The sequence below is a fragment of the Cohnella ginsengisoli genome (assembly GCF_029525555.1).
Taxonomy (GTDB): domain Bacteria; phylum Bacillota; class Bacilli; order Paenibacillales; family Paenibacillaceae; genus Cohnella; species Cohnella ginsengisoli.
In genome coordinates, this window is the sequence record NZ_JAPDHZ010000002.1 from 2,308,737 (window position 1) to 2,321,323 (window position 12,587).

Annotated in this window: 11 protein-coding genes; all 11 read right to left on the reverse strand. The window is 49.4% G+C overall.

Features of this window, described 5'->3' with window-relative positions; genetic code table 11:
* Positions 1 to 43: 43 nt before the first annotated feature.
* The 11 genes from OMP38_RS10790 to OMP38_RS10840 all read right to left on the reverse strand — a co-directional run bounded on the left by OMP38_RS10790 (position 44) and on the right by OMP38_RS10840 (position 12,552).
* The gene (locus OMP38_RS10790) at positions 44 to 1,615 is read right to left on the reverse strand and encodes an ABC transporter substrate-binding protein (RefSeq protein WP_277565070.1); all 1,572 of its coding nucleotides are present in this window, start codon (positions 1,613 to 1,615) and stop codon (positions 44 to 46) included.
* A 163-nt stretch (positions 1,616 to 1,778) separates the two neighbouring features.
* Entirely contained in the window at positions 1,779 to 2,666 is an 888-nt protein-coding gene (locus OMP38_RS10795) for a helix-turn-helix transcriptional regulator (protein ID WP_277565071.1), read from the reverse strand.
* Positions 2,647 to 2,985 carry a hypothetical protein gene (locus OMP38_RS10800; protein ID WP_277565072.1) on the reverse strand — a complete coding sequence of 113 codons (339 nt, stop codon included), beginning with the start codon at positions 2,983 to 2,985 and terminating at the stop codon, positions 2,647 to 2,649. The genes OMP38_RS10795 and OMP38_RS10800 overlap by 20 nt, the downstream gene beginning before the upstream one ends.
* A complete protein-coding gene (locus OMP38_RS10805) occupies positions 2,957 to 4,090 on the reverse strand; it encodes a cache domain-containing protein (RefSeq protein ID WP_277565073.1) in 1,134 nt (377 codons plus the stop codon). Before OMP38_RS10805 ends, OMP38_RS10800 begins: the two co-directional genes overlap by 29 nt.
* A gap of 42 nt (positions 4,091 to 4,132) precedes the next feature.
* Entirely contained in the window at positions 4,133 to 5,011 is an 879-nt protein-coding gene (locus OMP38_RS10810; protein ID WP_277565074.1) for a carbohydrate ABC transporter permease, read from the reverse strand.
* A 40-nt stretch (positions 5,012 to 5,051) separates the two neighbouring features.
* Complete coding sequence (locus OMP38_RS10815; protein WP_338130453.1) at positions 5,052 to 5,897, reverse strand: ABC transporter permease; 846 nt, start codon at positions 5,895 to 5,897, stop codon at positions 5,052 to 5,054.
* Between the two features lie 406 nt (positions 5,898 to 6,303).
* Positions 6,304 to 8,235: an RICIN domain-containing protein gene (locus tag OMP38_RS10820; RefSeq protein ID WP_277565075.1), complete on the reverse strand. Its 1,932-nt coding sequence runs from the start codon at positions 8,233 to 8,235 to the stop codon at positions 6,304 to 6,306.
* 364 nt (positions 8,236 to 8,599) lie between these two features.
* On the reverse strand, positions 8,600 to 10,786 hold the full coding sequence (locus OMP38_RS10825) for a sialidase family protein (protein WP_277565076.1): 2,187 nt from the start codon (positions 10,784 to 10,786) through the stop codon (positions 8,600 to 8,602).
* Between the two features lie 18 nt (positions 10,787 to 10,804).
* Positions 10,805 to 11,647 (reverse strand): carbohydrate ABC transporter permease, encoded by an 843-nt coding sequence (locus OMP38_RS10830; RefSeq protein ID WP_277565077.1) that lies wholly within the window; start codon positions 11,645 to 11,647, stop codon positions 10,805 to 10,807.
* Between the two features lie 16 nt (positions 11,648 to 11,663).
* Positions 11,664 to 11,825, reverse strand: coding sequence for a hypothetical protein (locus tag OMP38_RS10835; RefSeq protein WP_277565078.1), 162 nt, complete (start codon positions 11,823 to 11,825; stop codon positions 11,664 to 11,666).
* On the reverse strand, positions 11,785 to 12,552 hold the full coding sequence (locus OMP38_RS10840) for a carbohydrate ABC transporter permease (protein WP_277565079.1): 768 nt from the start codon (positions 12,550 to 12,552) through the stop codon (positions 11,785 to 11,787). Before OMP38_RS10840 ends, OMP38_RS10835 begins: the two co-directional genes overlap by 41 nt.
* Between the last annotated feature and the right edge of the window lie 35 nt (positions 12,553 to 12,587).

Genomic DNA, 12,587 nt, shown 5'->3' on the forward strand with positions numbered 1-12,587 from the left:
TTTCAGCTTTCGCTCTTTCGGATTTGCAGGAAACGGTTAGCGTTTATTGGTTTTGGTTTTTCCAAGCATCCAATTGACGTTGTTTCTCCGCGATGATTTTGGATGCGCCGGCTTTTTCAAGCTTATCCAGAAATTCCGGCAGTTTGTCCTTCGGGTTCAAAGCCCCGGTCAGCAAGCCCAGAATATATTCCTGGTACACGGATTCCGTCTGTGCCAGTTCGGATTTAACCGGTTCGGCGTCGAATACGAATCCGAGAATCGGGGATGCGTCGGCTTCGTTGTTCAACTTCTCCGTCTGCTCCCAGATTTTAGCTTCCGCTGCTACCGGATTCGTGTAGTACCCGTTGAATTGGTCTCCGAACATCCAGTCCGTGTCGGGATTGTAGCCGCTGTCCGGTATGAGTTTGATCAGATCCTCGTTCACTTTGGTATAGTGCTTATTCTCGATTCCTCTTGTCATGAGTCGATACAGTTCCTTGTTCGTGTTGATGAGCTCAAGGAACATCGCCGCCCGCTCCGGATTTTTGGACGTTCGGCTGATGCCCGTCATCGTCGCGATTGCGCGGTTGGTCGTAATGAGCGGCTTCGTAACGCGCCTCGAAACGAACGGTTCTTTATAGGCGCTTTCCGCTTCTTGATCGACGCCTGGCTTGACGGGGGTGGACAGCGTTCCCATCTCGAATTGCCCCGCTTTATTCCGGGCCGTTCGTTTCTCCGTCGTCACCATCGCCGCGTCTTTCGGAATGTAGCCTTTTTCTCTCCATAGGTAATAGGTTTCCGCCAAATCTTTGAATGCTTCGGAAGCATACTGATTAACCACCGTCAGGTTGGCGTCATCCAGCCGGATCCACCCGACGGAAGTATCTCCTCCGATACTGTCGAATCCGTACAGTGGAGGCGCGATGCTGAAATGATCGCCGCCAAGGAACGGAGGATAGCTTTCGTTCCACTTTTCGAAGTACGGCGTAAAATCTTTGGGCGTTTTGAGCGAATCCAGGTCGATCTGATATTTGTCCACGTACTTTTTCGGTAAGGACGGACCGTACGGCATAGCTACGATTTGCCAATTGATCGCGCCGTAGATTTTTCCTTTTATCCGCGTTGCGTTCCACACTTTCTCCGGGACGGTGCTGTATAGTTTCGGCGCATATTGCTTCAACAGATCATCCAGCGGCAGCAGCGCGCCGCGAGCTACGTTCGTGTAATAATCGTTCGACCAAGGCGCCGTAAAAACCAGATCGAACGAATCGCCTCCGGCGCTCACGACGTTCATCTTCTGATCGTACGCGCCCCAGTCGATAGGCTGAAGCTTGATTGAAGCGTTAATTTCTTTATTTACGATTTTGTTCATCTCCGCTTCGACGGAAGCGAGATCGGTCATTTGCTGCACGTTGCCGGGATAATACCAGGTTAGCGTGACGTGATCCTTCGTATCCCCTTTGGTTGCTGCCGGTTCTGTCGAAGTGGCAGCAGCACTCGCAGAGGGGGACGAGCCGGCCGTCGGGGAAGCGCTTTCTTCTTTTCCGCCATTGCTGCAGGCCGACAGAAATGCCATCACCATGCTCATGATCAGAATGGTTGCCGACCACACCCGTATTTTTTTGTTTTTCTTCATGCTTTCTTTCCTCCCTAAAAAATGTTGTGGATGATCCGATTGCTCGGATGAATAAAATGTAATGGTTTCTTTTCGGCAAAGAGAAGGACACAATCGAAACAATCGGCGAAAAATCGAATATCAAGCCCGCCGATTATGCAACAATCCGGCCGTTCGCCAAGATTTAGTTTTTATCCTCCGACACCGGCTGCTGCATGATCGTTATCGTCCGGTACTCGCGTATGGATACACCCATTTTTCTTTTGAAAAGCGTATAAAAATACTTCTTGTTGTCTACGCCGTTTCGTTCCAACAGCTCGTCAATGCTGCAGCCGCTCCCGAGATCCTCCACCACTTTGGAGATCCGATAGTCGGTAATGTACTCGGCGACGGAATGTCCGACCGTTTCCCGGAACACTTTGCTTAAATAGACTTTCGAATACTTCAAGTGCTCCGCTATCGTGTCCAGGCATAAGGAGGCATCACGATAATGAAGATGAATGTATGAGACAGCAGAATCCGCCAGGGCGCTCGATCTCTTTTCCTTGCGCTCCTTGACCAACTTCGTCATTCTGGCGAACGATTGTTCCAATGACAGTCTCCATTCGTCGGCGGTTTCAGCATCGAGCAGTTCCTTTAATGATTGATTGATATTGATAGGCGCATCGCTATCCCCATAATCCTCCATGTTGGCCATCCGATTGTGGATGATATACGCGATTTGCAGCATATTGGTCATCATGCTCTCGTATTTGAGCTTTTTCTGCCGGTCCATCATTTGCCTGAAAATCTCCTTGGCTTCGTTCAATTGTCCGTTGTTCAGCGCGTCCATCAGCTCGGTTTCTTCCATCGCGGATATTTTCCCGTCTTCCCGCGCCGATTCGTCGATGTCGGCCTGCCGTACAATCGTCCCAAAACCGTAAATGAAGCGATATTGCGACAACTGCTGCAAAGTTCGATATGTAGAAGGTATCTCGTCCACGCCGACCGCCGTTTCGCCCACAAAACAGGAAAACGACACTCTTAAATGCGACTCGCACCATAATTGCGATTCACGAAGCCATGCGAGCACTTCCTCTTCTCCCGGCTCCTGACGTTCCAAGGGGGAGCTGCACCAACCCGCACAACAAATCTTCGCCCATATCGATACACTCGCACGCGAATCCACGCGCGAAATTTTCTTGAATGACGTTGGTCAGCGAATACCTGAGCAAGTCTCGTTCCTTCTCGCTATACTGACGAACGAATGGCTTATAGTGATCGATGCGAAACAAGATGACCCGAACCGGTAGCTGAAAATCCACTTTATAGTTGATCGCTTTATCCGGATTGGCGCTCGGCACATCTCCCCGAAGCACGAGATTACGCAGCTTTTGTTTGCGGATTTCCATTCTTTTGCGTTCCGTACGAGCTCGATACGACCTGATCCAGCAGTCGGATCTCGTCTCTGTATTTCAATACGTTCGCCTTCAATCCATGCGCTTGCAGCGTCTTGTTCAAAAGCCGTTCGAGCGGGTAATGAAGCCGCCGCGACATCATGATCGCGCCGATCAAACCGATCAACAATGCGGCAATCGTGACTTGCAGCGTAATGTTCCGGATTTTATCCACGCTTGAAATAACGGAAGGGTAGGGCTGGAACAAAACATAGTACCAATCCATCGAAGAAGATCGGACGTAGCTGACCAAATATTTGCCGCCGTCCAGCTTCATCGTAAAATGTCCGTTTGCGCCGGCCCGATTTTCACTCAGAACCGACTGCCTCACCGTTTCGCTCCATGCTTTGGCGTTGACATCCGTCGGTTGGCTGATGAATGTGCCGTCCGAAGCCATGATGAACGCTTCTCCCTGTTCCTGCTGGCTCTTCAGCTTCAGCACTTCCGTCATCTGCTGCAAATATTCCGCTTTGACGTTCAGAATGACGGCCCCTTCTATCGATTTGTCCGAAGGCGCGTGCTCATACAGTAGATACGTGAACACCTGCTTGCGTTTCCCGTCGCTGTAAGGTTCCGTAATATATCTCGCGTCGGGCGTTAATACCGGAGACTTACGGGCCAACATATCTATGGCGTCGCCGTCGAAGAAATCATCCTTGAACATCAGCTTTTCCGGGCCGGTCCCCAGGTAGCGGTTCAGTTTTTGATTGTACACATAAATGGAGTGAACGAAGGGATTACTGTCAACGATCTGGGTTAAACGGATGGATTCCTTGTACAGCTCGTCGTAGTCGTTTTCATCCTGATACATCAATGCAACCGTTCGGGGATTGAGATAAATATTCCAGAGCAAATTGATGGCATTGTCATTCATATAATTCGCGCTGTAGCTGATCTGGTTCAAATAGTTGCCGTTCGTGTCCGCTATCGATATGAGGGTGACCCGCTTGAAATTACTGTACAGCAATGCGGACAAAGAGAGCGTGATGACCATCAACAATGCGCTAAAGGAAAGGATCAGCTTGAGAAAAAATTTACTCGGAAGAAGTTTACTGATCATAACCAATCTCCTTTAGCCCATAGTCAACCTTACTCACCTTACTTACTCTTTCACTGCGCCTACCGTCAATCCCTGTACGAAGAAACGTTGAAAAAAGAGAAAGATGCAAGCGATCGGAGCAATGGACAGCACCGCCATCGCCATGCGGGCCGTCTCCGCCGGGAAATCGGCTCCAAGAGTTCCGTTTGGGTTCGAGGAAGCGGCCTGTATGTTACTCATCATCATAACAAGTAAGTATTGCAGCGATATTTTATTGGATTGGTCGATGTAAAGCAGTGTTGTCAGCCAGTCGTTCCAATAGTTAAGCGAAGTAAACAACGCGATGGTCGCTAACGCCGGCGTCGATAAAGGTAAGATGATCCGGGCGAAAATGGTCCATTCTCCCGCGCCTTCCATATAAGCGGATTCGATGATCGATTCAGGGATTGCCTTAAAGAAGGTGCGCATCACAAAAACGTAAAACGGACTGAGCAATCCCATGAGAACCAGAACCGCAAACGTATTTTTTAACTGTAAATAGTTGGACACCCAAATGTAGGTTGGGACGAGTCCTCCGTTGAACAGCATCGTGAACAGGACAAAGAACGTAATCCCCGATCGCATGCCGAATACCCGGCGCGACAACGGATAAGCCAGTAACGCGGTCGTCAGAAGGCTGAGCAGCGTACCTGCAACCGTTACGAGGATGGTTACTTTGTAAGAAAGGAACAACTGACCGGCATCCTTCAATATGTAGCGGTACGCCTGCAGGCTGAACTTCTCAGGTATGAGCGCATATCCATGCAGCGTCAGCGTGTTTTCGTCTGTAAATGAAGCGGACAATACAAGCACGATCGGAATGATAAATAGCAAGGCGCTCAACGCGACAGCGCCATATAGCAAAAGTGAGCCCATCTGCCATCGGCGGGCGTTTGTTTTCATTTCTCTCACAGCTCCTCCCCGCTAAAATAGCGATTGGTCCTTATCGTTTTTTTTTGATCGTATAATTCGCCAGAATGACGAGAACAAAACCGACAACGGCCTGATAGAATCCCGCCGCGGAGGCCATGCCGATATCGCCTACAGAGCGGAGCATGCGAAACACGTACGTATCGATGACATCGGTCGTCGGATACAGCATCCCGACATTGCGCGTAACATTGTAAAATAAACCGAAGTCTGCATAAAAGATTCTCCCGATCGATAGTAGAACCATGATCGTAACAATCGGGGCGATTAACGGAAGCGTAATGAATCGGATTTGCTGGAATTTGTTCGCTCCGTCGATCACGGCGGCCTCATAATATTCCGGATGGATGCCCAGAATGCTCGCCAAATAAATAATGCTGTTGTACCCGACCATCTTCCACACCGCAGTCAGCGTAAGAATGGCGGGCCAGTAAGTCGGCTCCGTATACCATTCAATCGGCTCCGCTCCGACAAGCGCGAAGATTCGGTTGACCAGGCCGTTGGAAGTCAACAGCGCGTACACGAAGTATCCGACGATTACCCACGATAGCAAGTAAGGCAAGAGCATCGTCGATTGCACAATCTTATTGAACGCTTTAATCCGGATCTCATTGAGCAGGATGGCAAAAGCAATCGCGGAAACCGTACCGAAAAAAATAAACAAGAAGTTGAGGAATAACGTATTGGAGGTAATGCGCCAAGCGTCCTGCGTAGCGAACAGAAAATCGAAGTTCTTAAAACCTACCCAGGGACTGTTCCAAATCCCGCTGGCGTAATTGTAGTTTTTAAAAGCGATCACAAGTCCGAGCATCGGCACGTAGGAAAAGAGAAAAATGTATAGGATTCCCGGAAGCGTCATCCCCAGTAACGTTCCGTTTTTCCTCCACTTTTTTTTGAATGAATTGCCCATAGCAAGCCACCTTCTCGATTATGAATTAACTGAATACGCTGGCAGGTATCTCAGTCAGCATTCATCATAGCTTGAATAGCGAGCAATCCCAACGACAAAAACGCAACAAAAGTTCATTATTTAACCCATTTTATCAGCCAAGCTTTTCAGGCTCCATGTATGCGTCAAATAGCCCCCTTCCTTGTTGCAGGACGGGGGGCTGATGGTCCAAATCAGTCATTGTTCCGATTATCGGAGAATCGATTCTTTTAAAAATTGTTAAAACTTGATCGGAGGACGTCCGATCAGGTTTTCCAAAGTGGGATCCATTTGCAAGAAGTGTCTAAACGGTCTGTTCGAACTCCGTTATTCGATATTACGATAGAATCTGCCACCTTTGAGGATCGAGCCCATTGTCCGTCCACTGCTGGACGTTGCCTCCATCAAGCATGGAGCCGTCAGATACATCAAGGCTATGGCCAGAATGTTTGGCGGTCAACTTGAAATATCCGTTGCCCATATATTCGATTTTCCACAATTGCGGGTCTGCCCCCGTATCCGTCCATTGCTGCACATTTGCTCCGGCAGCCAAAGATCCGCCGGATACGTCCAACGCTAGATTGCTGTTATTATTCGTAAGTTTATAGTATCCGTTAGACACGTAGGTAATCTTCCACTTCTGCCAGCTCTGCCCGCCGTATGTCCATTGTTGTACGTTTGCGCCCGCAGATAGTGAGCCTGCGGCCGTCTCCAATGCCTTGGAACTCTGTTTATTGATCAATCGATACACAGAGCCGGAAGTGATTCCGCCTTCAACCGGAACGAGTTTCCATCGCTGAGGTCGGGCTCCGTTTTCTGACCACTGATGTACATTTGCTCCGTCAGATATCGACCCTGCCGATACATCCAGGTTTTTGCCGCTGGATGCATTTTTGAAGCGATAAATTCCTCCGCCTACATATTCTACGAACCACCTCTGGCAGCTGCATCCATTATCGCCCCATTGCTGTACGTTCGCTCCGTCGGCGGATGAGTTGGCGTTTACTTCAAGCAGTTTACCGCTTTGCATGTTCTTGATCTTATAGCTTCCGTCCGATTGAAGCAAAAATTGCCAAATCTGAGGAGGGAGATCGTTATTCGACCATTGCTGCACATTCGCGCCGTCAAGCCCGGAACCAGCGTCTACGTCCAGATTTTTACCGCTATGCTGAGCGACTACCTTGTAGTAGGCTCCTGACACAATGCCGACATTGACGCTGCTAAAGGTGCCGAATTTTACTTGGATGTTATGCCCTTCATTATGAAGGCCGGGTGCGGATCTTCCGGCCGACGTGACGGCTGCGACTTCATTAGGACCAGTCTGGTACAGAGCGGGCCATAAATTATCGTTGCTGGCAAGCGAGCCCCACGCGTTCGTGTCATTCAGGTACCAGTTCGTTCCATAATCTCTGCTGATCGAAATTTCATGGGTATTCGATGTCACCACTAGCCGTCCGTCCGCAAGCGATAATACGAACGGCGCTCCCGTTTGATAGGGAATCAACGTACCGATGCCGCTTGGCCAAGTCGTACCGTCGTTCGAGATTTTGTAAAAGGCGTTGCAATTGTAGGTGCCGCATGTTTCGTAAACAACCATGTATCTTCCATCGTTCATCTTGGTCCATACGGGCATGCCCGGTCTCGATGCCGAATTTGCCGTATCCTTTACGACGAAGATTTCGTTTCCCCATGTTGCTCCCGAATCCGATGATACTTTCATGGAAATGGTCTGCGCATAGGACGGATTTTCGGTCACGTGCTTTTCGTTTGCATACATGACTCCGATACGCCCATTATCCAGTGCGTAAAAATAAGGTTCATAAACGCCTTTGTCCGGATTGCCAAGCGAACCTGGCGTTCCGTTATTCTGGTCGATTATACTCAGCAAGGTCCAGGAAACGCCGCCGTTCGTGCTTTTATAAACAGGCAATTTGTAGGACTCCTGCCAGCGGACGGATCGGGCCGCCATCAATAAATCTCCGTTGCCCAGTTGAATGATGTGTCCGTTATCGAGATCTCTCCCCGGATCTGCAAGGGTCGAAATCGTCGTCCAAGACCTTCCATTGTTCGTGCTTTTCGAAATTTGCAGCTTGTTGCCTCCGTTGACGTCATACGTGTAACCGTTATTATCGTAAATGGTGTAGACGATAAGCCAGTCCCCATTTGACATTTTCGTCATTCTCGGGAATTGCGATCCGAATTTGCCAGGGGCGATCCCTCTGGCGTCGGGCCCCGCATCCGTGTAATTGGGAACGTTGTTGATCAGCACCGGCGAGCCCCAGACGATAGGACCGCTGTCGGCAGCCGCGTGAGCGGAATTCGGATAAAAGATGAACACGCATACGGCAGTCAGGCAAAAAAAAGATGAAGCTGTACATGGATTTCATCAAATGAACTCCTCCTCAAGATTAAATGTGAAGCGCATTGATACCAGCCGGACTTTAAAAAAACCTTTTTTGGATCAAACCTCCTTTTTCTTTTGAATGTTTAAGCAAGATATGAATGCGCTTTCTCGCACTTTTATTATAAAAAGCTTAAGCGAGCCAAAAATATATCAAGAATGATATAAAATCGTATTAAGTCGGCTAAAAAAAAGAGCTTGCAGCCTTATCGGCCTGCAAGCGCTGGTCGCGTTATTCCAATTTTCCGATGCACATCTGCATGTGATGTCCGCCGCTCTTGCGAGCCTCCGAATTGAGCAGCAGGAAGCGGTTGTCCTCAAGCGCATAGAGGCTGGGCCACAGATGAACGTTAAACGGCTTGGGCTCGATTGTATACCAGGACTCGCCGTCGTCCTTGCTCACCGAAATTGCCCCCGAATTCGAGGTCACCAGCCAAGTGCCGTCCTGCAGCTGCTCAAAGTACGGACCCCCATGCTGATCAGGAATGAACGTACCGTTGCCCGCTTCCCAATGAACGCCGTCATTCGAGATTTTATACGTAATGGCGGCCGATACGCACTGATACATGACCAGATGAACAACCTCCAGAACGACGATATACCGGCCATCCTGCAATCTCCTCCATACCGGCATCCCTGGCCGAAGATGAGGACTGGCAGGGTCCCACGCGACCCAAATCTCTTCTCCCCACGTTCTGCCGTCGTCTTCGGATATTTTTTGCGAGATGATCTGACTATAATAAGGAGGCTCAATCACATGCTTCTCGCTTGCGTACATAACGGAGAGACGACCGTCATCCAGACGGTAGAAATGCGGTTCATATACGCCTTTATCCGGATTGCCAAGGCTGCCCGGCGAACCGTTCATCTCGTCAATCGTTGACAGGAATGCCCAGCTGCGGCCGCCATCCGTGCTTTTGTAAACATGCAACTGATACGATTCATGCCATCTGACGGAACGGCAGCTCAGCAGCAAATCGCCATTGTCGAGCTGAATAAGCTGACCATTATCCAAGTCTCTTGCAGGATGGCTGAGAACGGCTATCTTTTCCCACGACTGCCCTTTATCCTGACTGACCGCGAACTCCAGCCTGTTGCCTCCGTTTGCATCATAGGTATATCCGTTATTGTCATAGATCGTATAGACGGTAAGCCATGATCCATCCTGCAGGAACACCATTCGTCCATATTGCGATCCGAATTTGCCAGGGGGCGAATAACGAGCATCAAGTCCAAGGTCTTCAAAGACCGGAATATCGTGAATAAGGACAGGCTTCTCCCAAGTTGCTGCAATTGTTCCTTGTGCTTTCATAGAATCGTCTCCATCTCTCTTGGTAGATTTGCCGGTCAGACTGCGGAATAATTCGATCTCTTCATGCCGGTAAGGAGTGCCGTCAGGCTTATAAATATCATGCTGCCAAGCGCTGAAGTCCAGGTCCATATGCATAATCCAGTCCCATGGTTCATGGGTTTGCGTCTTCCCGTTAACGAGGCCCCAATGGAAGCAGGCAATGCCTTCCTCCCGATAAAGCGGAAGATGCTCTTTCACTTCATTATGAAAAGGCCGGTGCAGCCATTCCGTAATGAACAGCGGCCGCTCGTATGCCTTAAATGCCTCGATCAGCTCCTTGGAACGTTCAACCGGGCCATAATAATGAAAAGATACAACGTCGGATAATTCCACTGCCCGCTCCTCGATTAAGGTAAGCTCACCAGGACGACAACGTTCGAAATAGTCATGATAAAAATCCCACGGAGCTGTCGTTAGCGGCTGAACAGGTTCCATCTCGCGGGCCCAGGCAAATGCCGCCTCCATCGCCTTCAAACTCTTATTCACATTGCCGTAACCGCCCGATCCGGAGTTCCCTGGTTCATTCCAAATATCCCATGCGAGAATTCGCTTATCATTTCGGTATTTGCCTACCAATTCTTTAACAAACCGCTCCATATCCGGCCAATTATCCTGGTTGTCCGCCATATGGTAAGTAGGGTTGACCGAGTGCTCGATCATTCTTGGCGGATGTCCGCCATGATGGCCCGGAACCGGATCCGGCTGTTTGCCGAAACGCGGCTTGTACCCCGTGGCAAATTCAACAGGACCTCTTCCGCAATCATCGAAAAAAATCGGCATCAGCTTCATGCCATAAGCTTCAATTAAATCGAGGAAGGCGTCAAAGCGCGACATAAAGCCGTCATGCTGATACTTCCATACTTCAAACGGAAGCAGCATACGAATACTGTTAATCCCCGTATAAGCAGCAAGCGCTAATTCTTTCTCGATAACGCCCCTAACTTTATCGTGATTATATTCCTGCCAAATCTCGGTGATACCGAGGCAGTTGCTAGGAACAAAATTGCAGCCGACGATCCAGCCTTGTTCGCTATACCAGTTCCATGCTTTTTCTTTAGACCAGATCAAGTTTATCCCTCCGATGCCTTACTTGATTCCCGTCATCGCGATACCGCTGACGAAGAAACGTTGCGCGAATAAATAAGCGACAAGCGTCGGTATGGATGCCAGCAGCAACCCTGTCAGTACGAAGCTGTAGTCCGTTCCGTACTTGCCGGCGAACAAGGCGATAGCCGCCTGGATCGGCCGGAACTGCTCGGAGTTGGTCAGCAGCAGCGGGTACAGCAGGTCATTCCAGTTACCCATGAAAATAAATACGCCAAGCGTAACGAAAGCCGGTTTGCAGAGCGGCAGCATGATCTGAAAGAAGATTCGGAATTCACTTGCGCCGTCGATTCTACCGGACTCCTCGAGGTCCTTCGGAAGCGTAAGGAAAAACTGTCGCATCATAAAGATGCCAAAAGCATCTGCCGCCCTCGGAATAATAAGACCCTGATACGTATCGATCATCCCAAGCTTGTAGATAATCAGGAACAGCGGCGTCATCGTCACCTGGAATGGAATCATCATCGTACAAAGAATAAGAATAAACAGCACATTTTTCCCTTTGAACGGCAGCCTGGCGAATGCATAACCAGCCAGCGAATTCAGGAACAGGGCAATAGCCACAACGGAGCAAGAGAAAACCAGAGAATTAAGGAAATACCGGCCAAACGGAACTTCCGACCAAATCTTCGCGTACGTGCTGAAATCATAATGAGCCGGCAGCAGACGCTGAGGCGATCCGAGTACTTCCCCCATCGGTTTGACCGATGTACTCGCCATCCAGATAAATGGGAATATCGTAGCGACAGCAAGGGCAAGCAGGAGCAGAATGATGATCCAGCGGCCCAGGTCTATACCTTTTTGACGATTCATGGTGGAATCCACTTCTTTGCCTCCCTCTTCAGAAGTTTTGTTCGGACTTCCGTCCCATTCGCAAATTAATCATCGTGACGACCAGAATAAGGATGAAGAGCAGAATGGCGCTTGCGATCCCGGGCCCCATCTCGTTCGTCACGAACGCTTTATCGTAAATGTATTGTACGATTGTTTCCGTCTTGAACATCGGTCCCCCCCTTAGTCGTCACATAGACCTGGTCGAACACTTGGAACGAACCGATAATGGAGGTAATGACAACAAAAGCGATGGAGGTTGCAATCGACGGAAGCGTAATTCGGAAAAACATAGCTGTCCTGCCAGCCCCGTCAATCTCCGCCGCTTCGTACAAGCTTTCGGGTACGCCCTGCAGCGCAGCAAGCAGGATGATCATGGTGAATCCAAAGCTCTTGTACACACTGATTAGAATAATAGCCGGCATCGCCCATGTCGTATCATTAAACACATCGACGACAGGCAGACCGAACTGGCGCATGAGCGCCGGAACGATGCCGATATTAAAGTCGAACATCATCGCAATCGCCATGGCGATAATCGTCATCGAGCAGACCACTGGAAGGAAATAAACCGTGCGGAACACGATGTTCAGGCGGGATCTCTTATTAATCGCAACGGCAACGAGAAGGCTGAGCGCGATTTGCAGGGGAACATTGCCTACGACGAAGTAGATCGTATTCTTCAGACTGTTCCAGAAACGGTCATCCTCAAGCACCGTATGGTAATTGTCAAAGCCGATAAATTTAAAATTCTGAAGCATGATATCAAAGCTGAACAAGCTTGAGATCAGTGAGAATAAGAGCGGAACAATGACAAATACCGCCATTACGACCAGGCTGGGCAATACAAACAAAAAACCGACGGCAGATTTGTTCCAGGCAAGTCCCTTCCAGTTCATAGGCGTCTCCTTCCTCAAACAAAGGGATGGGGAAG

Bases quoted from the DNA above. Each gene is read 5' to 3' on its own strand.
- OMP38_RS10790 (WP_277565070.1), bottom strand. From the start codon at position 1,615: ATGAAGAAAAACAAAAAAATACGGGTGTGGTCGGCAACCATTCTGATC.
- OMP38_RS10800 (WP_277565072.1), bottom strand. From the start codon at position 2,985: ATGGAAATCCGCAAACAAAAGCTGCGTAATCTCGTGCTTCGGGGAGAT.
- OMP38_RS10805 (WP_277565073.1), bottom strand. From the start codon at position 4,090: ATGATCAGTAAACTTCTTCCGAGTAAATTTTTTCTCAAGCTGATCCTT.
- OMP38_RS10810 (WP_277565074.1), bottom strand. From the start codon at position 5,011: ATGAAAACAAACGCCCGCCGATGGCAGATGGGCTCACTTTTGCTATAT.
- OMP38_RS10815 (WP_338130453.1), bottom strand. From the start codon at position 5,897: ATGACGCTTCCGGGAATCCTATACATTTTTCTCTTTTCCTACGTGCCG.
- OMP38_RS10835 (WP_277565078.1), bottom strand. From the start codon at position 11,825: ATGTTCAAGACGGAAACAATCGTACAATACATTTACGATAAAGCGTTC.
- OMP38_RS10840 (WP_277565079.1), bottom strand. From the start codon at position 12,552: ATGAACTGGAAGGGACTTGCCTGGAACAAATCTGCCGTCGGTTTTTTG.